The 22,800-nt window shown below is 57.5% G+C and carries 21 protein-coding genes and 3 pseudogenes; 7 read left to right on the plus strand and 17 right to left on the minus strand.

Annotated features, from left to right (window positions below):
- Nucleotides 1–7 precede the first annotated feature (7 nt).
- The gene (locus AC1DV9_RS13740; RefSeq protein WP_112389479.1) at nt 8–1,231 is read right to left on the minus strand and encodes an MFS transporter; all 1,224 of its coding nucleotides are present in this window, start codon (nt 1,229–1,231) and stop codon (nt 8–10) included.
- Between the two features lie 153 nt (nt 1,232–1,384).
- Between AC1DV9_RS13740 and AC1DV9_RS13745 the strand changes: the two genes are divergently transcribed.
- Nucleotides 1,385–3,679: an FdhF/YdeP family oxidoreductase gene (locus tag AC1DV9_RS13745; protein ID WP_477948439.1), complete on the plus strand. Its 2,295-nt coding sequence runs from the start codon at nt 1,385–1,387 to the stop codon at nt 3,677–3,679.
- 127 nt (nt 3,680–3,806) lie between these two features.
- Here AC1DV9_RS13745 and AC1DV9_RS13750 read toward each other — a convergent pair whose 3' ends face one another.
- The 3 genes and pseudogenes from AC1DV9_RS13750 to AC1DV9_RS13760 form a co-directional block, all read right to left on the minus strand.
- Complete coding sequence (locus AC1DV9_RS13750) at nt 3,807–4,100, minus strand: type II toxin-antitoxin system RelE/ParE family toxin (protein WP_477948441.1); 294 nt, start codon at nt 4,098–4,100, stop codon at nt 3,807–3,809.
- Nucleotides 4,097–4,339: a type II toxin-antitoxin system ParD family antitoxin gene (locus AC1DV9_RS13755; RefSeq protein WP_112389482.1), complete on the minus strand. Its 243-nt coding sequence runs from the start codon at nt 4,337–4,339 to the stop codon at nt 4,097–4,099. Before AC1DV9_RS13755 ends, AC1DV9_RS13750 begins: the two co-directional genes overlap by 4 nt.
- 420 nt (nt 4,340–4,759) lie before the next feature.
- Nucleotides 4,760–5,358 (minus strand): annotated as a pseudogene (locus AC1DV9_RS13760) (ribonuclease activity regulator RraA); the annotation flags it as partial.
- Nucleotides 5,359–5,510: 152 nt separating this feature from the next.
- On the opposite strand from AC1DV9_RS13760, the gene AC1DV9_RS13765 reads away from it, so the two are divergent.
- Complete coding sequence (locus AC1DV9_RS13765) at nt 5,511–6,161, plus strand: HD domain-containing protein (RefSeq protein WP_112445647.1); 651 nt, start codon at nt 5,511–5,513, stop codon at nt 6,159–6,161.
- 9 nt (nt 6,162–6,170) lie between these two features.
- On the opposite strand, the gene AC1DV9_RS13770 is transcribed toward AC1DV9_RS13765, so the two are convergent.
- Together AC1DV9_RS13770 and AC1DV9_RS13775 are read right to left on the minus strand one after the other, a co-directional pair.
- Nucleotides 6,171–7,130 carry a GlxA family transcriptional regulator gene (locus AC1DV9_RS13770; protein WP_477948443.1) on the minus strand — a complete coding sequence of 320 codons (960 nt, stop codon included), beginning with the start codon at nt 7,128–7,130 and terminating at the stop codon, nt 6,171–6,173.
- Between the two features lie 184 nt (nt 7,131–7,314).
- Complete coding sequence (locus AC1DV9_RS13775) at nt 7,315–8,169, minus strand: alpha/beta fold hydrolase (RefSeq protein WP_112389484.1); 855 nt, start codon at nt 8,167–8,169, stop codon at nt 7,315–7,317.
- 125 nt (nt 8,170–8,294) lie between these two features.
- Between AC1DV9_RS13775 and AC1DV9_RS13780 the strand changes: the two genes are divergently transcribed.
- Entirely contained in the window at nt 8,295–9,182 is an 888-nt protein-coding gene (locus tag AC1DV9_RS13780) for a LysR family transcriptional regulator (RefSeq protein WP_477948445.1), read from the plus strand.
- A gap of 127 nt (nt 9,183–9,309) precedes the next feature.
- On the opposite strand, the gene AC1DV9_RS13785 is transcribed toward AC1DV9_RS13780, so the two are convergent.
- Nucleotides 9,310–10,413, minus strand: a complete 1,104-nt coding sequence (locus tag AC1DV9_RS13785) for an aldo/keto reductase (protein ID WP_477948447.1) — start codon at nt 10,411–10,413, stop codon at nt 9,310–9,312.
- A 97-nt stretch (nt 10,414–10,510) separates the two neighbouring features.
- On the opposite strand from AC1DV9_RS13785, the gene AC1DV9_RS13790 reads away from it, so the two are divergent.
- The gene (locus tag AC1DV9_RS13790; RefSeq protein WP_477948449.1) at nt 10,511–11,401 is read left to right on the plus strand and encodes a LysR family transcriptional regulator; all 891 of its coding nucleotides are present in this window, start codon (nt 10,511–10,513) and stop codon (nt 11,399–11,401) included.
- A 145-nt stretch (nt 11,402–11,546) separates the two neighbouring features.
- Here the strand turns inward: AC1DV9_RS13790 and AC1DV9_RS13795 are convergent, their stop codons facing one another.
- The 5 genes from AC1DV9_RS13795 to AC1DV9_RS13815 form a co-directional block, all read right to left on the minus strand.
- Nucleotides 11,547–12,323, minus strand: coding sequence for a molybdopterin-binding protein (locus tag AC1DV9_RS13795; protein WP_477948451.1), 777 nt, complete (start codon nt 12,321–12,323; stop codon nt 11,547–11,549).
- Complete coding sequence (locus tag AC1DV9_RS13800; RefSeq protein WP_477948453.1) at nt 12,320–13,159, minus strand: cytochrome b/b6 domain-containing protein; 840 nt, start codon at nt 13,157–13,159, stop codon at nt 12,320–12,322. Before AC1DV9_RS13800 ends, AC1DV9_RS13795 begins: the two co-directional genes overlap by 4 nt.
- A 108-nt stretch (nt 13,160–13,267) precedes the next feature.
- Entirely contained in the window at nt 13,268–13,894 is a 627-nt protein-coding gene (locus tag AC1DV9_RS13805) for a hypothetical protein (RefSeq protein ID WP_477948455.1), read from the minus strand.
- A 65-nt stretch (nt 13,895–13,959) separates the two neighbouring features.
- Entirely contained in the window at nt 13,960–14,550 is a 591-nt protein-coding gene (locus AC1DV9_RS13810) for a TetR/AcrR family transcriptional regulator (RefSeq protein WP_477948457.1), read from the minus strand.
- A 57-nt stretch (nt 14,551–14,607) separates the two neighbouring features.
- Nucleotides 14,608–15,435, minus strand: coding sequence for an oxidoreductase (locus tag AC1DV9_RS13815; protein ID WP_477948459.1), 828 nt, complete (start codon nt 15,433–15,435; stop codon nt 14,608–14,610).
- Between the two features lie 91 nt (nt 15,436–15,526).
- Here AC1DV9_RS13815 and AC1DV9_RS13820 point away from each other — a divergent pair, with 91 nt between their 5' ends.
- The gene (locus AC1DV9_RS13820) at nt 15,527–16,438 is read left to right on the plus strand and encodes an AraC family transcriptional regulator (RefSeq protein ID WP_477948461.1); all 912 of its coding nucleotides are present in this window, start codon (nt 15,527–15,529) and stop codon (nt 16,436–16,438) included.
- A 47-nt stretch (nt 16,439–16,485) separates the two neighbouring features.
- On the opposite strand, the gene AC1DV9_RS13825 is transcribed toward AC1DV9_RS13820, so the two are convergent.
- The 5 genes and pseudogenes from AC1DV9_RS13825 to AC1DV9_RS13845 form a co-directional block, all read right to left on the minus strand.
- Nucleotides 16,486–17,175, minus strand: coding sequence for an aspartate/glutamate racemase family protein (locus AC1DV9_RS13825; RefSeq protein WP_477948593.1), 690 nt, complete (start codon nt 17,173–17,175; stop codon nt 16,486–16,488).
- A gap of 276 nt (nt 17,176–17,451) precedes the next feature.
- Nucleotides 17,452–17,604, minus strand: a pseudogene (locus tag AC1DV9_RS13830) (aldo/keto reductase); the annotation flags it as partial.
- A 124-nt stretch (nt 17,605–17,728) separates the two neighbouring features.
- A complete protein-coding gene (locus AC1DV9_RS13835; protein ID WP_477948463.1) occupies nt 17,729–18,484 on the minus strand; it encodes an SDR family oxidoreductase in 756 nt (251 codons plus the stop codon).
- 116 nt (nt 18,485–18,600) lie between these two features.
- Nucleotides 18,601–19,965, minus strand: a complete 1,365-nt coding sequence (locus tag AC1DV9_RS13840; protein WP_477948465.1) for an MFS transporter — start codon at nt 19,963–19,965, stop codon at nt 18,601–18,603.
- A gap of 137 nt (nt 19,966–20,102) precedes the next feature.
- Nucleotides 20,103–20,636, minus strand: coding sequence for a TetR/AcrR family transcriptional regulator (locus tag AC1DV9_RS13845; RefSeq protein WP_310295092.1), 534 nt, complete (start codon nt 20,634–20,636; stop codon nt 20,103–20,105).
- 999 nt (nt 20,637–21,635) lie between these two features.
- On the opposite strand from AC1DV9_RS13845, the gene AC1DV9_RS13850 reads away from it, so the two are divergent.
- Nucleotides 21,636–22,055, plus strand: coding sequence for a DUF4112 domain-containing protein (locus AC1DV9_RS13850; protein WP_477948467.1), 420 nt, complete (start codon nt 21,636–21,638; stop codon nt 22,053–22,055).
- Nucleotides 22,056–22,562: 507 nt separating this feature from the next.
- Nucleotides 22,563–22,682 (plus strand): annotated as a pseudogene (locus AC1DV9_RS13855) (LysR family transcriptional regulator); the annotation flags it as partial.
- Between the last annotated feature and the right edge of the window lie 118 nt (nt 22,683–22,800).

The following is a 22,800-nucleotide window of genomic DNA, read 5'->3' on the forward strand; positions in this document are numbered from 1 at the left end:
CCCCACCTCAGTGTCCCATAACCGTTGGCGAATGCCGGCGATGATGAAAGATTTTAACGGAGAAGGCTGCGATGCCGAGTGCCGCGCCAAGCAAGCTGACGGAGAGCCAGCCGCCCTCGCCCCAAGCCAATGTCGCCAGGGCGGAGCCTGCCGCCCCACCGAGAAACATACCGGTCATGAACACCGTATTGAGCCGGCTGCGCGCATCGGCATCGAGCGCATAGATGATGTGCTGGTTGGAAATCAACGCACTTTGTATGCCGAAGTCGAGCACGATAACGCCTGCAACCAAGGAAGCGATCGATGCCCAGACGCCGAAGATCAGCCAGGCGACGATCGTCAGTGCGGCGCCCAGCCAGACAACGAAGTGAGGTCCCCGCTTATCGGCAACCCGGCCTGCGAGCGGCGCTGCGAATATGCCGACCGCACCGACGATACCGAACAGACCCGCAACGTCCGCACCGAGCTGGTACTTCGGTCCCGCGAGATAGAGCGCCAGGACGGTCCAGAAGGCGGTGAACGACGCAAACAGGAATGCCTGAATGATCGTTGCAGCTCGCAATGCCGGATGGCGCTGCCACAGCTGGCCGAGCGACCGGATCGCCTGATGATAGCGTAGGGTCGATGTCGGCCGGTGGTGCGGCAAGACCGCCAACATCAGGCCTGCGGCGACAAGCGCGAACGGCACCGCGATCCAGAACATCTCCCGCCAACCGGCATGTTCGCCGACGAAGCCCGACAGGGTGCGGCTGAATAATATACCCGACAGCACGCCTGCCATGACCGTTCCGATCGTGGCGCCGCGCTTTTCCGGCGCGGCCAGAGACGCGGCGAAGGGTACAATCTGCTGGGCGACAGTGGAACACACGCCGACGATAACCGAGGCTACGACCAGCATCCAGGCAGTCGGCGCAAGTGCCGCGAGCGCCAGCGCCGCCGCCAGAACCACGAACTGACCGATGATCATGCGACGGCGATTGACGAGGTCACCAAGCGGCAGCAGCAGGAACAATCCCAAGGCATAGCCGAGTTGCGTCGCCGTCGGAACCATGCCAGTGATCGGTTGCTGACTGAATTCCGCCTCCATAAGGCCGAGCATCGGCTGATTGTAATAGATGTTCGCGACTGCAATGCCGCCCGCGACGGCCATGGCCAGCAGCGCTACTTGTCCGATCGTATCATTGTGCGTGGCGCTTGCCACACTGCCCTGCATCTGTTCTGTCTTTTCCATCATCCTGCTCCATCGTCAATTGATGTGAGCAAGCTATGTCCAACGGCGTTGCACGCACACCCAATGGACGTCTACTCGGACCTATACAACGGTCTAGGTTCGCATCGATGCGTTCGATGCTAGACCTATCGAATACCATGAAGGGAAATTGCGATGAGCGAGAAGCGGCCGGATGGGATTGAGAGTTACACAGCGCCAGCTGGTGGCTGGGGCGCGCTGAAGGCCGTTGCCAAAACGCTGGCCCGTCAACAGATCATCGCCGAGGGCGCGGCGACACTGTTGAAGGCCAACCAGCCCGAGGGTTTCGACTGTCCCGGCTGCGCCTGGCCCGATCCAAAGCACACAAGTTCTTTCGAATTCTGCGAGAACGGCGCGAAGGCGATCACCTGGGAATCGACAGCCAAGCGCGTCGGCCCCGATTTCTTTGCTTCGCATTCGGTGTCTGATCTCTGGGACTGGAGCGACCACAAGCTTGAAGACCAGGGCCGCCTGACACATCCGCTGATCTACGACCATGGCAGTGACCGCTATGTCGCGATCGAATGGGAGGACGCATTCAATCGCATCGCTGCCGGGCTGAACAGTTTGCCCGACCCTGACATGGCCGAGTTCTATACCTCCGGCCGCGCGTCGAATGAGGCGGCATTCCTGTTCCAGCTGTTTGTTCGCGCCTACGGCACCAACAATTTCCCCGACTGTTCCAACATGTGTCATGAGGCCACCAGCGTCGGCCTGCCGCTGTCGATCGGCGTTGGCAAAGGCACGGTGACGCTGGAGGATTTCGATCATGCTGACGCGATCTTCTCGTTCGGTCACAATCCCGGCACCAACCATCCGCGCATGATGACCACGCTGCACGAGGCTTCGCGCCGGGGCGTGCCGATTGTCGTCTTCAATCCACTCAAGGAGCGGGCACTGGAGCGGTTCGCAGCGCCGCAGAACCCAATCGAGATGACCACCCTCTCCTCCACGCCGATCGCGTCCGCCTATCACCAGGTTCGTGCCGGCGGCGATCTCGCCGCCCTCAAAGGCCTGATGAAGCGTATCTTTGAGCGCGACGCGGTTGAGATCGCGGACGGCAGAGCCGGCGTGCTCGATCGCGAGTTCATCGCCACCCATACGACCGGCCTCGATGCGCTGAAAGCCGATGTCGAGCAGACCGAATGGCCTGAGATCATCGAAAAGTCCGGTCTGTCGTTTGAAGCGCTGGACAGCGCCGTCGATGTTTATCTCAAGGCGAAGAACGTTATCCTCTGCTATGGCATGGGCATTACCCAGCATGCCCATGGCACTGCGAACGTACAGCAACTCGCCAATTTCCTGATGCTGCGCGGCAATATAGGCCGGGCGGGCGCAGGTATATGCCCGTTGCGCGGCCACTCCAATGTCCAGGGCGACCGGACGGTTGGCATTACGGAAATTCCAAATGCCGCCCTCCTCGACGGCATGAAAAAAGCCTTTGGCTTTCGACCACCTTCGGAAAAGGGCCACAATGCCGTGGAGGCGATCGAAGCCATTATCGACGGCAGGTCAAAGGCCCTCGTCTGCCTTGGCGGTAATCTCGCCGTCGCCATGTCGGATCCTGAAGCGACGTTCGCCGGGATGCGCAAGCTCGACCTGGCCGTGCATCTTACGACGAAGCTCAATCGCTCACATCTCCTCCTGGCAAAGACGTCGATCATTCTGCCGGTGCTGGGCCGCACGGATCTGGACATTCAGGCGTCGGGGCGTCAGTCCGTCACTGTCGAGGATTCCATGTCGATGGTGCATGCGTCGCGGGGGTTCCTAAAGCCGCCAAGCGACCATCTGCGCTCGGAACCCTGGATCGTTGCCGGCATGGCCAAAGCAACGCTTGGTGACCGGTACGGCATCCATTGGGACGACATGGCCGGCGACTACGGCCTGATCCGCGACAAGATCGAGATCGTCTTTCCAGATTTCCATGATTTCAACACCCGCGTGAAAACGCCCGGTGGCTTTCGCCTAACTGTGGCCGCATCGGAACGGGTGTGGAATACACCATCCGGCAAGGCCGAATTTCTCGTCGCGCCGGGGCTCGATGAGGATGCGCGCTTGCGCGATCCCGATGCTCTCGTGCTGACCACATTGCGCAGCCACGACCAGTACAACACCACCATCTACGGCCTCGACGACCGGTACCGCGGCGTCTTCGGTCGTCGCGATGTGATCTTTATGAACCGCAAGGACCTTGAAATGCGCGGTCTTGCCGACGGCGACCTTATCGACATCGAAGCGATTTCGGAAACTGGTGGCAGAACCGTAGCCGGGTTTACTGCGGTTGCTTATGACATCCCGCCGGGTTCAGTTGCCGGATATTACCCGGAAATGAATAAGGTCATTGCGTTGGCCGACTACGACAGGAAATCAGGGACACCGGCTTACAAGGGGATTCCAGTCAGAATCCGCGTGACAGACCTCGCCCCCTGATCAGGGCGCAGCCTGCCGCGGAAAAACACGGCGGTCTATTCGGCTGCATCACCTGCTGTTGAAGTTCAGTCGCCTTGAACCAATTCGAACCTAAGGCACACAAAACCCCACAGCTCCATCCGTGGCGCTACATTGAAATACTTGCCCAATCTTCATGCCCGTGGCGAATTCGCACTACGAAAATTTTCTCATCTTCTTCAACCCGATAGACGATGAGATGTGCTTTGAAGGGATGAATTCTGACGGGCGGTTCGATCTCATTTCGTTCGCGTGCGATGCGTGGGTTAGCAGCTATCAGATCAAATAATACGAAAAGTTCATCGGGGTAGCGTTTTGCTTGATCTACTCCGAACATACGGGCACCCTGCTCGGCGATCGCAATGATGTCTTCTTCCGCCTCGACAGAAAGCTTAAAACTCATGACTCGCTGGCACGAGCCATCGCCTCAGCGAAGAGTTCATCCTTTGATCGAATGCCAACGCCACTTTGGAGCCCGGCCTCGACGAAACTTTGCATGGCGGCAATCTTGTCGTTTCGTGTCTGGTCGCGTCTGATCAGGTCGCGTACGTAGTCGCTAGCGTTCGAATATCGCCCAGTTCTGGCCTGCGCCTCCACCCAATCCTTCATCGGGTCTGGAAGAGATACGTTCATTGTCGCCATCGGAAACCTCCATTTGAAGGGATCATATTCGATTTTGGCAAAGTTTGTCAAATATCCCACATCTGTGTGTGTCAGAACCGTCCCCCATTCTTTCTTGAGCTCCCTGCTTCGATACCTCCGAGATCGACGCCCGCGAGCCGCACCAACTTTTCTATGGAATCGCCACTCGCGAGCAAATATGAGACGACAGCAGTCGGATAGACGTTTTCACCGCATGCAACATATCGAGTGGCTAGAACCTGCCCTCGACGTGACGCCAGTTTCGGCGTCGGTAGTTCACCAAACTTGCGTCGACACAGCGAAGTAAAAGAAGGGCGGTGACGGCTACACCGATTAGCAGGATTTCCATTCTGCGACCTTCCTGATGTTTTCAGAAGCGCCAGAGCCGAGCGCCGACCCAGGCGTCTCTACGACCGTTTATCAGGCGTTGTTCTTCTTCCACTCTTCGTAGCGCGCCTTGTTTTCGGCGTTGGCAGGGTACAGGCCGGACAGCGCTGCGCCATTGTTGACTTCTTGCATGATCCAGCCCTCCAGGCGCTCCTGCTCCGTGGCGGCTTCGAGAATATCATCAATCATGGCTTCCGGGATGACAACAGCACCATCGTTGTCGATGACGATGACGTCGTTGGAGAATACGGCAACACCACCGCAGCCCACGGGCTGGTCCCAATCGACGAATGTCAAGCCGGCGACGGACGGAGCGGCCGCGCCAGAGCACCACACCGGCAGGTTTGTCCCCAGCACTCCGTCAAGATCGCGCACCACGCCATCCGTGACTAGCGCGGCGACGTTCCGTTTCGCCATACGCGCTCAGAGAATGTCGCCGAAATGCCGGCATCCTTGATGCCCATCGCGTCGACGACCGCAATGCAACCGTCGGGCATGGCTTCGATGGCCGCGCGCGTGGACTTGGGAGAGGACCAGGATTCCGGTGTCGCCAGGTCTTTGCGTGCAGGAACAAACCGAAGCGTGAAGGCACGACCGACGATGCGGCCCCGGCCAGGCTTGATGGGGGAAGCGCAATGGCAGATTTCCGCCCCTTGTTGGCAGGATCTGGCCCCTGAAGCGAATTGATCGAATACTGCAAACAGGAGGAAGATGAGACCTGCGGCGAGTGATCGACCGCATCGGCGCCGGTGTGCCGCTTACCTTTAAATCATGAGGTTTTACAATGACTAACGAAACGAAGGTCGTCGCTGGCATCAAGGTCCCTGATAGCGCGATGGCGAAAGCGGCAGCAGAGCTGGTCCGTGACACCGAGACGGATCTTCTCTTCCATCACTCCAGCCGCGTCTTCCTGTTTGGCGCCCTGACAGGAGAACGCAAGCAGCTCAACTACGATGCCGAGCTTCTTTACATCGGCGCCATGTTCCATGACATGGGCATCATGGATCGGTATGCCAGCGACACGGAACGTTTCGAAGTTGACGGTGCCAATGCCGCGCGCGACTTTCTTTCGGCCTATGACATCTCGGAACGCGACGTCGACGACGTTTGGGACTCGATCGCCTTGCACACGACCCCTGGGATTCCACAGCATAAGCGCCCGACGGTCGCGCTCGTGACCGCCGGCGTCGAAATGGACGTGCTCGGAATTGCCTATGACAGTTTCACCGATTCACAGCGACAAGAGGTCTGCACATGCCATCCGCGAGGGCTGAAGTTCAAGCACGGTATTCTGTCCTCTTTCTGCCTGGGAACGATCAGAAAGCCGGAGACCACATTCGGCAATGTCAAAGCCGACGTGTTGGCCTACATGGACCCGACCTATAAGCGTGAGAACTTCGTCGATCTCATCCTGAACTCGAAATGGGAAAGCTGACCGGCAAGGTCAGTTGATCAGAAACTGATCCCGATACTGTGTCGGTAGGATTCCGAGACGTTTCACAAACACCTCCCGCATGCGCTTGGGATTGCCGAATCCGCATTCGTGCGCAATCAGCTTCAGAGGCTTGCTGGTTCCCTCCAACATAGCGCGCGCCGCATCGATGCGCGCACTTTCAACGAACTGGGCCGGTGTAGAGCCGGTGCTTGCGCCGAACGCCCTGGCAAAGTTGCGTTCGCTCATCCCACATGCGGCTGCGAGGTCGGCAACAGACAGGTTCCGACCGAGGTGTTCCATCACATAAGTGGTCACCCCGGAAATTGGCGATCCGGCGTCCAAGGAGAATTCGATGTATGGGCTGAACTGCGACTGCCCTCCCAATCTCTGAGCAACAACGACGAGCCGCTTGGCAACGGCCAGAGAGATGGCCGGTCCGTGGTCCTCGCGAACCAAGGCCAACCCCAGATCGATCCCCGCAGTCACCCCTGCCGACGTCACCAAAGGACCGTCCCGCAGATAAATCCGGTCATAGTCAACATCCGCACCTGGATATCGGGTAGCCAGTTGCCTGGCATTCTGCCAGTGCGTCGTGACTTTTCGGCCATCAAGAAGCCCAGCCCCGCCCAGCAAGAACGCACCTGTACACACAGAGCCGTAAACAACGCTGAGCAGTGCGAGGCGCTGAATGCAATCGACAATTTCAGACGGGGCCTCAGAGGTGGGCAAGGATGGGCCACCAGGGACGAGAAACAGATCGAGGGGACTGTCTGCCTGCTCATAGTCGAGATTCGAGGCTAAGATCATACCATTCGACGCCGTAACATGTCGATGCGACGGGCCTATCGTCATGATCTTGTAGCGCTGATCAGGCTCGATAAAAGCATTGGCTTCGGCAAAGACATCCAGCGGTCCGGAAACATCCAGGGACTGGACCCCTTCAAAAATCAGCATGCCGATTGTTTTCATCGCAGCGTCCGTTTCAACAAGCCGTCCAGAGTTCAATAGAACATATGTAACCAGCGCCAAACCTTTGATTTCTTGCCGAACCGTATTTCAAGGAACCTACGAGTCTTCCTCGCTTTGATTCGCATTGCGATTTATTTTCTGGTCCACGGTGAAACGCAGCTCTAATTCATGATCTCGAAGAGGCCTACGCAACCACTCGCAAGGTGGCCTTTGAGCCACTGCCAGCCAGCGACCGAACGAAGGACAGGATGCGCGGCGTCACCTGTTCGGCCATTTCCGTGTGGGGATAATGTCCGGCACCTTCGACGATCATGGTCTCAGCATTGAGTTTTCTGGCCAGCGTATGGGCTTCGGCGGCGGCATCTTTGAAATCGGGGTCCTTGGTACCCATGACGATCAGGGCCGGCACTTTGGTCTTCTCTAGGATCGCCGCGGTATCTGCCTTGGAAAGATTGATCATCGCGCGGAGGGCGTCCATCCGTGCCGGCTCCCGCAGGTTTCTCGTGATCGCCGCCTTGACCTCAATATGGTCCGCAGGCTTTTTAGTCGGAAACAAGCTGTCCCAATACATGGTCCAGAACCCGACGCGCCAAGGTCCGGCAAAACCAATGCCCAAGGCCAGCTTCTGGACGAAAGACACTTCGAGATCGCGAACGATCGGCCCAAGGAGTACGACGCCGTTTACCTGTTCGGGTGCATCCTGTGCCGCCCATAAGGCAGAGCCTGCGGCAAAGGAATTGCCTAAGATGGTGGCTGAACCGGCGCCAAGCTTCTTCAGCACTGCGACGGCGTCACGACCGACGGCACGCGCTGAGTAATCGCTCCACTTCGCCGTGGTCTCCCCGTAGCCGCGGGCATCCATGGTGATGACGCGGTAGCCGGCTTGCTGCATCATTGGGTTCAGGTAGCGATATTCCGAGCGCAGATCGCCCATGCCGGGGATCGCCAGAATAATCGAACCGTTGCCCCCAGTATCTTCAAATGCGACGCGGCCGCCTTCTGTCTCGATGAACTGTGTCTGTGTGAAAAGAGTGCTCATGGTGGTTGGCCTTGTTCCTGGGTTGGCCGGCCTGTCGGCGGCGGCGATCTCTTGTTGACGCTTTCAAGCTAGCCGTATTATTTTTGGTCCGAAATTGCCCATTTTGGCATAGGATCGATCCAAAAATGAATAGCCTTGACTGGACCCTGGTTCGCTCCTTCCTTGCTGTCGTCGAATGCGGCTCCCTTTCGAAGGCGGCAAAAAGTATCGCGGCAACCCAGCCTACCCTGAGCCGACATGTTCGTGAACTGGAGGCCGAACTCGGCATAAGCCTGTTCACCCGCTCCGTGCAGGGCCTCGATCCGACAGCGGCGGCTCTTGGCCTCATCGAAGATGCACGCGCCATGGGAGCGGCGGCCGAGGCGTTAAACCTCAAGGCTCAAGGGCGTTCACAGCAATTGTCCGGCACGGTGCGGGTGACGGCATCGGTGATCGTCGGAAATCTAATACTGCCCGCGCTGCTCGCGACTCTGCGGCAAGCGGAACCCAATATCCAGATCGAGATCGTTACGTCGGACGCGAACCAGAACCTGCTTCGCCGCGACGCCGACATCGCGATCCGCATGGCCGAGCCGACACAGAACGCGTTGATTGCTCGCAAACTCGGCGACACACCCATAGGCCTTTTTGGCGCAAAGGGCTATTTCGATCGCCGTGGCCGCGTAACTTCGGTGGCCGACCTCCAAAGCCACGACCTCATCGGCCTTGATCGCAGCGATGTGTTGATCCGGGGTTTGGCGGCATATGAGGTGAAGTTGGCACGCGATGACTTCGCGCTGCGGTCCGATGATCAGATGGTGGGCTGGCACTTACTGCTCGCAGGTGGCGGAATTGGTATCGCGCAAGTTTTGCTGGCAAGCCGGTACAGTGAGCTCGAGCAAGTAGATGTAGGCCTGCAATTCCGGCCGTTGCCTGTGTGGCTGGTGATGAGCGAAGAGGTGCGCAGCAGTGCGCGCGTGCGGCGTGTCGCCGATTTCCTGTCGGATGCGTTGATCGATGTGCTGCGGGGTTGAAACTGCGGCATTCGTGCCACGAGGTTTCAATATACAGTCATCCTCACGCAAAACGCCTATGAATCCTGTCGATAAGCTCGCCTCAGGGAACGTCAATCGGACAAGTCCCTGAGGCGATCCACGTGGCTCAAACTGCTTGCCAACTCCGGACCTGATACCCTCCAAAAAGGCTCTTGCTCGGCAGATTGAAGATAAAATACGGATTAAGGAGCGGAAGCGCGGTTGCCTGTTCGAGCCGCAGCAAGTGCGCATCGTCCAGGATTACGTCGAGGGACGCAACGTTCTGAGAGAGTTGGCCGACCCGGCTCGCACCGATTAGGACAGAGGAGACACCGGGGCGTTGCACCACCCAAGCCAAGGCTACTTCCGCCGGTGAACGGCCGATTTTCGATGCTACTGCCTTGAGGACATCGACGACATCGAAATTGTGCTCGGTGAACAGCATGCCGCCGAAAGGATTGTCCCCATTGAGGCGCCCATCGCTTTCGCCTTCGGTCACAGATCCAGCCTTGTCGGGCAGACCTGTCGCACGGCCCGCATCACTGATCTTGTCGCGACCGTATTTTCCCGTCAGCAGACCAGCCGCTAGCGGGCTCCATGGCACCATCCCCAAACCAAATTCTGCTCCAGCCGGAATGAGATCCAACTCGATGCCACGGTCTATCAGCGAATAAGCATATTGCAGGCCGATCGGCCTGGGCAGGCCATTCGCTTCGGCGAGTGTCGCGACCTTTGCTACGTACCAGGCGGGCGTATTCGAAAAGCCGTAATGCAGGATTTTTCCGGCCCTGACGGCATCGGTCAGGGTTTGCAGAACCTCTTCCGCAGGCGTTGTGCGGTCCCAGACATGCATCCAGTACATGTCTATGTAATCTGTTTTCAGCCGCTTCAGGGAACCCTCTATGCCCATGCGAATGTTCTTGGCACCGTTACCACCCCATAACGGTGTGCCCTGCCCGCGCGGAAAGCCGGATTTTGTCGCGATCACTAGCCGATTACGCGTAGCCCTGTCGGCCATAAAAGCTCCGAGCATTTCCTCGCTGCGGCCGGCGGAATAGACATCCGCGGTATCGATGAAATTGCCGCCGGCATCGACATAAGCGTCGAAAAGAGCGCGCGAGGTTTTGTCACCCGCCCCCCAGCGCTCTGCCCCGAAGGTCATCGTGCCGAGTGCCAGCGGGCTGACGATCAGGCCGGATTTGCCGAGCGTCCGGTAACTGGTGAGGTCCATGGATATTCTCCGTCATTGTGATGCACAGGATGTAGCGCCAAGCCTTCCCAAGGATAAGTCGTTGATTGCGGCATGAACTTGTGAACAACTTGCATCAATGGAACGAAACGAACTCAATGACCTGATGGCATTCGCCGCAGTGGCGCGAGAGCGCAGCTTTACCCGTGCCTCCGCCATTCTCGGGATGTCGCCCTCTGCGCTAAGCCATGCGATGCGCGGCCTGGAAGAGAGGTTAGGCGTTCGGCTTTTGGCACGTACAACGCGCAGCGTGGCGCCGACCGAGGCAGGCGAACGTCTGCTACAATCGCTGACCCCAGCCCTTGCCGACATCGAGAATGGGTTAGAAGCATTGGCGGAGTGGCGCGACAACCCGTCCGGCACGGTCAGGATCACCACGTTTGCCTATGCTGCTCGAATGGTTCTTCTGCCGAAACTGCCGGCCTTCCTGCTCGCCAATCCGGATGTGCGGGTCGAGGTGAACATCGAAGACGGATTGACGGATATCGTCGCAGCCGGTTTCGATGCCGGTATTCGACTGGGAGAAGCCGTCGCCAAGGACATGGTCGCGGTGAAGGTCGGACCTGATTTGAGGACGGTGGTGGTCGGCACGCCTTCCTATTTCGACCGCTACCCTCCTCCACTGACACCCTATGACCTCGAACGCCACGCCTGCATCGGCTACCGGCTGACGACATCGGCCGGATTGTTGCCCTGGGAGTTCGAGAAAGATGGCAAGGAGATCAAGATCCGTACCAGCGGCCCTTTGGTGGCCAATGATGGTGATCTGCCGGCGGCTGCCGTTCGTGCCGGGGTCGGGCTGGGATATATCATGGAGCATGACGTGGCGGACGAAATCGCGGCAGGGACCCTTATGCAGGTGCTGACGGACTGGTGCCCTTCCTACCCAGGGTTCTATCTCTATCACACAAGCCGAAGACAAGCGCCGCCCGCGCTCAGAGCGCTGATTGATGCTCTCACGACAGCCTGAAATGCGCACCTACGCCTTGAAAGGAATCGAACCCGCGACCTACTCCTGCACCAACCGGCGTGGAGACGCGGTCGCTGAAATCGGCATGACTTTCTGAACTTTCCGATTGCTCATGACCTGACCCATGCGGTTTAGTGGCGGATGCCTAGATGCCGGCGTACCATTCGTACCCACGGTCTTCCCAATAGCCGCCGTGTCCGCCCCACAGGCCTGCGAAGCTGTCGACCAACTCGATGCGCATTATGTATTTTGCCTGTTTGTATCCCAGTTGCCGCTCGACCCTGAGACGCAAGGGGGCGCCGTGGCCGACGCTGAGTTCTTGACCGTTCATCTGGTAGGCAAGGATGGTTTGTGGATGAACCGCATCGATGAGATCAATGCTCTCGTAATAGCGGCCGCTACCATCGAGCGTCTTTTCAAGTTCATCAGCACAATGCAGCACGACATAACGTGCGGTTGGCTTCAGCCCGGTTAGGCGAAGCAAGCTGGCGAGGGGAACGCCAGTCCATTTGCCGATGGCGCTCCACCCCTCGACACAGTCATGGCGGGTGATCTGCGTGCGCGCTGGGAGCGCCTTTAGATCTGCGAGTGAAAACTCTCGCGGACGCTCAACAAGGCCGTCGATCTTCAGTCGCCAGTTTGCAAACTTGCCTTCCAACAGTTCCGCGTATTCTTCGCTGTCGGGCGCGCTCGTTCCATTGACGCGGAAAGAGGGAGAAATGTCCTTTTCGTCAAACTCACGCGCCAGAGCATCATGCCCTTGAAGCAGTCTCTGCGCCTTCATCGTCAGGTCCTCGGCTGTACCGAGAACATTGGACACCTGTGCGTTTTGGTCGAGCAGGTCACAGCCGCTGAGGGTCAAGGCGCTAGCGCCAAGAGTGCCACCAACCAGAAGGCGGCGTCGAGTAAGGAGCTTGCTCATGATTTCGGGCCTTTTTCCTGGATCGCATAGCGTCCGGTGATCATCGAGCGGATGTTGTTCCAAGTCCCCGAAAGGATCACCATCGCGACATGCACAATGACGAAGATGACAAGCGCCGACGCTGTGATGAAATGGAGCGTGCGCGCGGACTGGCGTCCGCCGAAAAGCTCGACCAAGGCGGGGAGAGCGGCGTCCACCCCCGGCGACATGGTCAGGCCGGTCAAAACCATCAGAGGCAGGAGGACGACAATGACCGCCAAATAGGTGAGCTTTTGAAGCGCATTGTAATGCATGGCCTCCTCCCCTTCGGGAAAGCGGAGACGAGCGTGGTCGAGAACCTCGCGGCCGAGATGGCGAGGCGAGAGTTCGTCCACCCTCGGGGCCAGGTCTCCCCTGAAGTGTCCGCTCAGCAGGCTGAAGCCAAGATAGAGAATACCATTGATCACAAACAGCCAGGCAAAGAAGAAATGCCAGCGTCGTCCAGCCGCGAGATCCTGGAACGAGGGGATTGTCGCCCAGGACGGGAAAGCTCGCGCAGTCGGCTCCCCATCGACATTGGAAACACCAAGGACGCCGGTTGTAGGGATCTGAAGCCCTGCGACACGCACGAAGCCGCTTAGCGTACCTCCATCGTCGTCGGAGCCGATTGTCAGAACGGCCGGGTCGCCGTTTGCGCCATATTGGCCCCAATAAAGCTCCGGGTGGGCATTGAAGATCTGCAGCCCGCTCAAAAGAAGGAAGCTCAGGCAAAGCACGTTCAGCCAGTGCGTGATGCGGGTCACGACCGAGTGGCGGCGGATAAAAACCATCCGAGGGTATCGAACATTCTCGTTCATCACGGCATCCTCCGCGCGTGGCATACGTCGGCTGCAGATCGCGCAGCCTGTGATGGTGGTCGCCGGTCGAACCCTTCTGGCGGCGGGTCCGACCGGCAAAGACGTGGCTCACATTGGAGGAACCACGCCATTCTTGCCGACCACCACCTGGTGGGCGATCGGGCCGGTTGCAGCCTTTTCGGCAGTGATAAAGACAACGGCCCCGGTAACGAGATCGTCCTTGCTCGCCGCAGCGATGGTCACGACAGGCGTGCCATCCGGAATGGAGATCTTCTTTTCATTGCCGTGATAAGTGACGGTTACAGTCCGACCTTCCACGCCTTTGACAGCATCCGCGACTGTCGCATTGGTCATGCTGCTGTCGGGCTTCAGATCCCAGCCGTAACTTCCTTCGCCAAGGCCTTTCATCGCCGGCGGAAAGATGAGGACTTCGAGCGCCCCATCGCCACCGCCGGTTTTTGGCAGGGATGCGATGCCGACAAAATCGCCCGGCTTGATGTCGGTAACCTTGGCATTTGCGACGCTTGCCACCTTCCAGTCGTCCGCGAGCGCGACATCAACTGTTTCGCCTTCGCGCGTCTTCACTTTCAGCGTTGAACCCTGGTAGTCGACGATGCTGCCGCGGACATGGATTGGTGCGGCTTTCTTATCTTCGGCAAGTGCGGCTGTCGAAAAGTTTGCCACGGAAAGGACGCTGGCGAGCGCGACGGCTAGAGCAGAGGCGACATTCTTCATTTTAACTTCCTACTAGTTGGTAGTTTGATGGACGTGATTTACCTGAGCAGGCTAGCCACGCAGGATTAGTGAGAGACAGTCGGCGTAAGGCGATTGAGAGCAGGTGACAGTATCGTCGAAAAGACCTCCGGTTTCCCGTAGGCTCTCGCCGAGAGCATCGCCCCATATACTGTCGCCAGAAATGCTTCGGCTTCGACAGGCGGTTCGCTCGTGAGATTGAGCGTCCCGCTTTTGTAGCCACGTTCCATGACCGCCGTCAGCCACGTGGAGATAAAGCGAAAGAATGCCGTCACCTCTGTTGCGACTTCCGGCGGAAGGGATGGCAATTCACTGGCGAGCAAAGCACACACACAATAGGGCCTACTCGCATCCTCTATGCATTTGGCCCAGTGGTTCGCATAGACCTTGAGGATGTCCAGTGCGTCTGGAACATTCTGCTCAAGGGTGACAACACTCGCCTGACCGTCTTCCCGGTAGCGCTTAACCAGCTCACGAACCAGATCGACCTTGCTGGGGAAATGATGGTGGATGCTGGCCTTGCGTACGCCGACCACTTCAGAGATATCTGCATAGCTGAACCCATTGTAACCCCCACTCATGATCAGGTTGCGGGCGGAGGCCAGGATTTCGTCGGAAGTGTTCGAAAGATTGCTCATGGGAGTTGTCTACCTTCTAGTAGGCAGATCGTCAATAGCAAAAAAGGCTCGTTTTTCCTAACCATCCGTGGAGATCGTCAGAGCTTTCCACGATGTGAGTTCTTGCTGCAAACGCTCGATCCGCGCTGTAACGTGGCTGAGGGCATCGCTGCCGAGCAGGAGCTGCGGCGGAGGATTGTCTGATCCAATGAGAGTAAGCACAGCGGCAGCCAGTTTTTTGGGATCACCGAGCTGCTTGCCGCTTACGGCCTGACGTGCCTCGCGGATTGGATCGAACAGGCTGTCGTAATCCGCAATCGACCTGTCGGTGCGCACCATAGAACGCCCAGCCCAGTCTGTCCGGAACGAGCCTGGGCAAAGCGTTGTCACGTGAACTCCAAACGCCGCCATCTCCGAACGCATGACCTCGGAAATGCCCTGAAGGGCAAACTTGCTGCCGCAGTAATACGCGATCCCGGGCATGGTGATCATACCACCCATCGACGTAACGTTGACGATGAAACCACGGCGGCGCTCACGGAACCTCGGAAGAAATGCCTTGGCCACAGCAACGGCGCCGAACACGTTCACATCAAACTGACGTCGCATCTCTTCAAGTGGCGATTCCTCGAGCACGCCCTCGTGACCGTAACCGGCATTGTTGATCAGCACGTCGACTGGCCCGTGTTCGTCCTCGGCTTGCTGAACAACGTCAGCGATGCGGTCGAAATCGGTGACGTCGCAAAGGACCTGGCGCAGTTCCGGGAGGGTCTTTGCCAGCGCTTCGCTTGAGGCTTCGGAGCGGACGGTCCCGATGACGGTGTGACCTGCTTCCATTGCGGCAGTGGCGATCGCCAGTCCAAAGCCCGAGTTCGCCCCTGTTATGAAAAACGTTCTGCTCGACATTTCTAAAACTCCTTGATTAATCGTGGATGACAGATAATCTGAAGGGGATCTTAACTCGATTGCGGATCCTCTAAGTGTTTTGCCTAATACTATGATTTTTGAAGAACGGTCCGTACTCCACGACCGGCTTGTCGCCGTGGCCGAACAACTGGCTCCTCGCCTTGGCTACAATCAGACAAGTATCAGTTGTGTCCGTATCCTGCGCACTGAAGCGGTACTGGATGACGTTCCGGTTCTCTATAAGCCGGGGGCAGTTTTCGTATTACAGGGAAGCAAATACGGAATCCTGGAAGGCGAAGTCTACCGCTATGACGAGGACCATTACCTCGCTGTCTCAGTACCCGTTCCATTCCGGATGACTTCAAAGGCAAGTCCACAGCGTCCATTGCTTGCCGTCTATCTGGAGTTCGATATGCAGATGGCGGCCGAGATTGCTCTGCAGGTGGAAGAACTTGCAGGTCCCTCAGACGCCAAACCGAAAGGGCTGCTCTCAAGCAGAATGGATCGCGATATCGAGGACGTCCTGCTTCGCCTGCTGACTGTGCTCGGCAACGCGGTCGATGTCGCCGTGCTTGGGAGCTCCATCCTGCGTGAACTGCATTATCGGGTCATATCGGGGCCGCAAGGTGACGCGGTGATCGCGGCCCTTCAGCGCAAAGGAACCTCGGGAAAACTGGTCGAGAGCGTGACGTGGCTGCGGGAGAATTATGCTACCGAAATTGCCGTCGCGGATCTGGCCAAAGAGGTAGGCATGAGCGTTCCTTCCTATCACGTCCATTTCAAGAACCTGACCGGCTCAAGCCCGATGCAATATATAAAGGCGATGCGGCTCCATGAGGCGCGACTTATGATCGCCCGCCGGAGCGGGACCATTGCAGCCGTAGCTGCGTCGGTCGGCTATGTCAGCCCGGCCCAATTCAGCCGCGATTTTAGAAGGCATTTTGGACGCACTGCGTCGGAAGAGGCGAAGTGGGTCCACCAGCATCTTGGTGAGCAGGGCTAACCGATGCTCTGGCACACTCCCAAAACAGTCGCCAGATGGGCAGCATGTCACTGCAAAGCAGCTCGAAGGGCGGCTTCACAGTGAACCAAGGTCGTATCGAAGACGGGGATGCTGACATTACCCTCATTCAACAGCATCCCTATCTCGGTACAGCCAAGGATTAGACAATCACTGCCTTGATCAATTAGTCGCTGCGCAATCCGTTCATACGTCAAGCGACTTTCCTCACGGACCACATCGCGACACAACTCGTCATAGATGAGGCGGTGGGTCTCCGCTCGATCATCGGCGTCAGGAATTATTGGTGACAGTCCTCGGGCGGTCAGGCGATCGGTGTAGAAATTCTGTTCCATCGTGAAAGCGGTTGCCATTAGCCCCGGCTTGCGGAACCCGCTGTCCAGGATCGCTGTCGCTGTTGCATCCGCGATGTGCACGAATGGGATCGACACCCCGCCGACAATCTTGTCCGCAACCTTGTGCATGGTATTCGTCGCCATAACAAGCAAGTCGGCACCTCCGCGCTCCAGAGCAATGGCTTTTTCGTTAAGGATTTTTGCCGCTGCGTCCCAATCAGACGATGCCTGTAATTTCTCGATCTCATCGAAGTCGACAGACCTAATCAGAAGCTCAGGGGAATGAAGTCCGCCCAGGCTCTCGCGTGTCAGCCTGCAGAGTTCCCGATAATAAATCTGGGTCGAGGTTGCGGACATTCCGCCAAGTATACCGATTGTCTTCAATGCTTTCTCCATATTCACGTGATTCAGTCTGTTCCGCCAAAACAGTCGAACCAACACTCTGTCGTCAGGAAAACCCGACGGCAGAGTGTGGAATGTAGTTGATCTCAAGAGGTTGTATTTCAGCGTCTGCGGGCCTGTGGACAGCGCGGCGACAGCGTCGTCCAAGTGCTGCAACTTGGTCGCGCCGATGATACCATTTGTCACAGACTTCATTCGGCCGTCCACCTTGATGGCGATGACGACGTCGTCTCTCGCAGAATAGTCCCTGATGGCGCGACCGAGAATTTCCTCGCTCGTTCCATCCGAGTAGACATTGGCGGTATCGAAGACGTTGGTCCCGAATTCGATCGCTTTGCGGATAAAGGGGCGGCTTTGTTCTTCCGTCAGCGTCCAAAGGTGGCTTCCGTGATCGGGTTCGCCATAGCTCATGCATCCAAGGCAGAGCTGTAAATCTCGAGGCCGGTGTTTCCAAGGCGCGTATATTCCATGTCCTGGCTCCAATTTCGCAGCGAGACCCTGGCTTGCCAATAGCAGGTCCCGCCTTGCTCAATGTTCAAGCGCTTATACCGCCGTCGACGAGAATGCCCGAGCCGGTGATGTAGCCAGCGCGCGGACCTGCAAGGAATGCAACGGCCTCTGCGACCTCTCGGGTCCGACCGTATCGGGCAATCGATAGGCTCGGCAAGATCGCAGTTGCTAGAGCGCCATCGGCAGGGTTCATATCGGTGTCGATCGGACCAGGCCGGACCAGATTGACGGTAATTTCCCGCGGACCCAGTTCGCGCGCTAGACCACGTGTAAAACTTTCCAAAGCGGATTTGGTCGCTGCATAGACGGCAATTCCCGCGAACGGGACAGCAAGGCCTGCATTGCTGCCGGTACTGATGATGCGCCCTCCGTCCGGGATGTGCTTCAACGCTGCCTGAGTGATCAAAAAGACGCCGCGCACATTAACGTTCAGTTGAAGATCGATCTCGTCCAGTGGCTGTGAAGAGAAATCGCCTGCAAACAGGACTCCGGCATTGTTGACAAGGATGTCGAGGCCGCCGAGGTCAGCGGCAGTCCGCTCAACCGCGGCTTTAGCAGCCTCCGGGCTCGCAGCATCAGCTTGAATGGCAATGGCTTTGCGGCCCATCACTCGTATCTCGGCTGCGAGGGCTTCGGCCTTTTCCGCCGACCTCTCAAAGGTGATCGCGACGTCAGCACCATCTTCGGCCAGTTTTAATGCGATGGCCGCACCGATACCGCGTGCCGCACCGGTCACGAGCGCTCGCTTTCCTGCAAGTGGAGGAGTAGGAATCTTGTTCATCGGGTTTACCTCAGTGTTGCATGTCGATCGGCCGATTTGTGCAAGGGTGGCCGAGTAGAGGGAATGATTGCACCTTCAACGTACTCGCCGATGGCCAGGCTTCTTAAAGTTTGCACTCATCGGTGGACTTCTTTGTTCGATGGAAGGCCAGCAGAAAGCCAACCTGCAACGAGAAGACAGAGACCAATCGCGACGGCTGCGATGCTGTAGGCATGGCCGATGGATCTCTCATCGGATGCTGAACCCAGGATTGAGAAAAACAATCCGCCGATAAGCGCTGTTGCCAAAGCGCCGCCTATCTGGAGCATCGAATTGATTAGCCCGGAGGCCAAACCCGCCCGCGTCGGGTCAACTCGCTGAACGACAGTCTTCACGAGATTTGGCAGCGCAATTCCCTGTCCGGCGCCAATGAGGAACAGAGCAACGAATAGGAACTCTGGTGCCCCGAATGAGATCAGGGCCGCGGTTCCGAACAATCCGGCCGCTTCCAGGGTCATGCCGGCGGCGGCGGAATATCTACCGAAGACGCGCAGGATGCTCCCGCTTGCGAATGGTCCGAGAACGAACCCGAGGGCCGCGGGAAGGATTGCAACTCCGGCCTCGAACGGCGTGCGGCCAAGGCCGCCCTGTTGGTAGACCGAGAATGTCAGCCAGAAAGCCGCAAAGACATAGAAGAACAGCGCTGAGAGCAGCCCGCGCTTCAATCCAGGGAGCTGGAGCAATCGAGGTTCGACAATCGGATCTCCCCCCGCGGCCCCTACCTTGAGCTCGTAGCGCCAAAATATCAGTAGAAGTGGCCCGGAAGCCGATAGCATCAAGATCGACCAGATCGGCCACCCTTGTTCACGGCCCTCAATGAGCGGCGATATCAGTGCAAACAACGCAACTGCGATCAGCGTCGCTCCACCCAGATCCAGCTTTCTCGCATGCTCCGATCGGGTCTCGCGCAACATTACCAGCGCGGCCGGCGCGGCTATCGCGATCACGGGAAGGTTGATGAGGAAAATAGCTCTCCATCCGAGGCCAAAGACATTCAGGGCAATCAGCGCCCCACCGAGAAACAGGCCAGCCATTGATGCCACCCCAAATGTCAGAGCATAAAAGCTGAGTGCCTTCGACTTTTCGTGGTCGGGAAAAATTGCATTAATTGACGCCAAAGCTTGAGGCGCCATGATTGCTGCAGCAAACCCCTGGAAGATACGGCCAGTGATCAGGATCGAGGGGGACCAGGCGAAGCCGCACAAGGCAGAGGCGGCGGCAAACGCGACCATTCCAGCCAGAAAGACGTTTCGTCGACCATAAAGGTCGCCAAGCCTGCCACCGGTGATCAGCATGACTGCGTAGGTGGTGGCGTAGCCTGAAATAATCAGCTGCATCGTTGAGGCGGAGGCCTGAAAGTCCTCCCGGATCGAGGGCAACGCCACGTTGACGATGAAGAAATCCAGCGGTGGCAGAAAAGCCCCGGTTAACAAGATGGCCAATGCCGTCCACCTGCCCGGATCGAGACTGTCCTTAGCGGCATGGGATTGTATCAATGTTCTCTCCATATCGAGACGCGAAACCGCTCATGCGGTTGCGAAATGCGCAAAATAGGAACTGAACGGTTCCTAATTTGCGTTTAGTCGAGCGGCTTCAGCGCGAAGTCGACCATCGCCCTGGTGTCGTCGCGATCCGCTCCAGTTTTCCCGAGAACTCTCATTCCTTGGATTTGGCACACGAGGAACCTCGCCAGAGTTCGCTCGTCCAGCCCACGATCAATCTCACCCAAGGCTTGAGCCCTTATGATGGCGGCCGCATAAAGATCCTGCAGTCGCCGGAACAGTCGTGCAATTCGAGCGGAAACCTCTTCGTCCGCGGGAAGCATTTCGACGGCGGACAACACGACAAAGCAGCCGCGCAGGCCTTTTTCGCCTGAAGAATCCTCGACCTGCCGCGAAAAGGCTTCTCGAATTGCGGCCTTTGGCGACGGGTTGGTATGCAGGATTTCGCCAAGCTTACGAATGGCATCTTCGATATAGACATCAAGCGCGCGGAGATAGACGCCCCGCTTGTCTGCGAACGCCTTGTAAAAACTACCTCTCGATAGCTCCATGCCTTCGAGCAGGTCGGGCAAAGATGCATCGTGATATCCACGGTCCCAGAACACGCCCATCGCCTTGCGGACTGCGTCGTCGAGTTCGAATTCGCGAGGGCGTCCAACGGTCGGGGATGTCTGACTGCGTCTAACCATGAAGATAATATGGAACCATTCAGTTTCTATTGCAAGTCATATTTTCTCGCGTGAGGTAATCGCTCGTTGTTTACAAGGCGGCGCCGCCGCTTAGCGCAAGGCTACAGCCAGCATGAACTTGCGTCAGCGATTGGTCGCATGCGAGTGAGCGAAAGCTCCTCACAGGTCGAGCAAATGATAGGCACAAGCCCCAAGAATATTCGGCTCGCGAAAAGTGCCTTACGGGTTCCCAATCCTTGGCTGCCACATCGTTTTTCGCATGCAGCCGCACTGGGTGCGGGACAAGAACGAAAGCCTGGGAGGAGGTGTGGAAGGCTTTTTCGAAACAATCGAACAGCAACTGGGAGGAGGTACTACGTCTGCATATCGAACCGACGCGAGAGAAGGTGCATCACTTCGTTAGCCAGATCATACCGATACTCCTCGCCTATCAAATAGACTTTGCTGCAGCGCGTTTTGCTGAAAGCGCATACCAATCCGACGTGACCAGCTCGATCATTGACAGCCGATGGCGCTGCTGTCCAACTCCCATGCCCAACTCCATGGAACAAAACGACTATCTGTTGCCTTTTGCCTGTTGGGGTCGCGGGTTGTGTCAACCGGACGTGACAGAGATGACGAACGCGATGATTTTCCGGTTTCTCATCGCGGCCAACGAAACGGCAGTTGAGCGTCTCACTTGTCGGGCCTGTATCTCGTCCCGTCTTCATCCGAGATGGGAGGCGGATTTGTACCGGGGACTGTAATGGCCAGCCACAAGCTATCGACCTACAAGCAAAGCGAACTGGTCCGCCAGTGGCATTCAAGGGATTACACGAGGACAAGCCGGCGGCTGGCAGGACAATTGTGACGGACAGCGCTCGCTGGAGCAGGCGACTAACAGGCGACTAAGCGGATGGGCAAGATGACGAAAGCGGAGCCATGACATACGAGCGAGCCCATAGTCAGCACACGGATTTCCGCAACATGGACCATCTGGCCCGCCTTCGCCGCATGCGTGGGTTGTCGCGGCTCATGGACACGGCGTTGCGCATCCCCGGAACAGACTTTACGTTTGGAGCAGATTCAATCATGGGGTTGGTCCCGGGCGTCGGTGACTTCGCCGGCGCTGCGATCAGTCTCTACATCGTGAACGAGGCGCGGCGGCTTGGCGTGCCGAACGACAAGCTTTTTAAGATGCTGGTCAATATCTGTTTCGATGCTGCGGCCGGAAGCGTCCCGTTGGTCGGGGACCTGTTCGATGTCTACTTCAAATCCAACCGCCGGAACCTCGACCTCGTTCTGGAACACTTCGGTCTCGACCATTCCGATCTTGATCGCAAACGACCGACAGGTGGATGAACCGGCATCGCAATGCGCAAACGCGGCCGGAAAGCGAATATTTCACAGGCTTAGATCGGAAGTCGGATGCTAAAGCCACTTCCAGCACTTGAGGCAATGCTCAAAAAACGGCTGAAGGGCTGGTCGCCGGATATGGTGTCCTACCTATCCACGAAAGCTTGCTGAAGCTCATTGCCGATAAAAAGAAAGCCGAGAAGCCGTCGAAGACCAAGACTTCGAAATCCACGAAGGATGATGACGAGGAAAGGAGCAACGTCTTAGACATCATGGACGCATTGAAGAAGTCGTTTCGAAGGAGCTGAAATCGCGCAAAGCTGGATGATCTCATGGCCTTTGGATTTGCCACGATCACAATCACGGCGAAAAGGTGCGTCATTGAGCGCCCAAAAATCGATGAGCCATCCGCAGATATCTACGCGGCTCCCAGAACGAAGTCGAAGACCGGTTCAGGCTGCCCCTGGGCCATCATCCGCGATGCCGGCTTGGCCTCAGCTATCGCTTCCGCACGAGATCCCTACCGGCACGTTGCTTATCAATGCGTTTGCGTCGGCGGCTCGCGAGGTAATGGAGCCGCTCATTCTCTCGTTCCTGCAGCGCTACCCGCAAATGCATGTTGATCGGGTGACAATGGTTAGCTTTTTAGTCGCTATCTTGATGAGCGTCGAGTCTGCCAGTCTCACATCATCTACTTAACGGCCAAGATTTAATAAAATGTAGGACATATGAATTCATGACAGTCAAAGAG

It is taken from the genome of Rhizobium sp. 01L410 (assembly GCF_056400165.1).

Excerpts from the sequence above, each read along its gene's own strand:
- AC1DV9_RS13740 (WP_112389479.1), bottom strand. The coding sequence starts at position 1,231 with ATGGAAAAGACAGAACAGATGCAGGGCAGTGTGGCAAGCGCCACGCAC.
- AC1DV9_RS13745 (WP_477948439.1), top strand. The coding sequence starts at position 1,385 with ATGAGCGAGAAGCGGCCGGATGGGATTGAGAGTTACACAGCGCCAGCT.
- AC1DV9_RS13750 (WP_477948441.1), bottom strand. The coding sequence starts at position 4,100 with ATGAGTTTTAAGCTTTCTGTCGAGGCGGAAGAAGACATCATTGCGATC.
- AC1DV9_RS13755 (WP_112389482.1), bottom strand. The coding sequence starts at position 4,339 with ATGGCGACAATGAACGTATCTCTTCCAGACCCGATGAAGGATTGGGTG.
- AC1DV9_RS13765 (WP_112445647.1), top strand. The coding sequence starts at position 5,511 with ATGACTAACGAAACGAAGGTCGTCGCTGGCATCAAGGTCCCTGATAGC.
- AC1DV9_RS13770 (WP_477948443.1), bottom strand. The coding sequence starts at position 7,130 with ATGAAAACAATCGGCATGCTGATTTTTGAAGGGGTCCAGTCCCTGGAT.
- AC1DV9_RS13775 (WP_112389484.1), bottom strand. The coding sequence starts at position 8,169 with ATGAGCACTCTTTTCACACAGACACAGTTCATCGAGACAGAAGGCGGC.
- AC1DV9_RS13780 (WP_477948445.1), top strand. The coding sequence starts at position 8,295 with ATGAATAGCCTTGACTGGACCCTGGTTCGCTCCTTCCTTGCTGTCGTC.
- AC1DV9_RS13785 (WP_477948447.1), bottom strand. The coding sequence starts at position 10,413 with ATGGACCTCACCAGTTACCGGACGCTCGGCAAATCCGGCCTGATCGTC.
- AC1DV9_RS13790 (WP_477948449.1), top strand. The coding sequence starts at position 10,511 with ATGGAACGAAACGAACTCAATGACCTGATGGCATTCGCCGCAGTGGCG.
- AC1DV9_RS13795 (WP_477948451.1), bottom strand. The coding sequence starts at position 12,323 with ATGAGCAAGCTCCTTACTCGACGCCGCCTTCTGGTTGGTGGCACTCTT.
- AC1DV9_RS13800 (WP_477948453.1), bottom strand. The coding sequence starts at position 13,159 with ATGAACGAGAATGTTCGATACCCTCGGATGGTTTTTATCCGCCGCCAC.
- AC1DV9_RS13805 (WP_477948455.1), bottom strand. The coding sequence starts at position 13,894 with ATGAAGAATGTCGCCTCTGCTCTAGCCGTCGCGCTCGCCAGCGTCCTT.
- AC1DV9_RS13810 (WP_477948457.1), bottom strand. The coding sequence starts at position 14,550 with ATGAGCAATCTTTCGAACACTTCCGACGAAATCCTGGCCTCCGCCCGC.
- AC1DV9_RS13815 (WP_477948459.1), bottom strand. The coding sequence starts at position 15,435 with ATGTCGAGCAGAACGTTTTTCATAACAGGGGCGAACTCGGGCTTTGGA.
- AC1DV9_RS13820 (WP_477948461.1), top strand. The coding sequence starts at position 15,527 with ATGATTTTTGAAGAACGGTCCGTACTCCACGACCGGCTTGTCGCCGTG.
- AC1DV9_RS13835 (WP_477948463.1), bottom strand. The coding sequence starts at position 18,484 with ATGAACAAGATTCCTACTCCTCCACTTGCAGGAAAGCGAGCGCTCGTG.
- AC1DV9_RS13845 (WP_310295092.1), bottom strand. The coding sequence starts at position 20,636 with ATGGGCGTGTTCTGGGACCGTGGATATCACGATGCATCTTTGCCCGAC.
- AC1DV9_RS13850 (WP_477948467.1), top strand. The coding sequence starts at position 21,636 with ATGACATACGAGCGAGCCCATAGTCAGCACACGGATTTCCGCAACATG.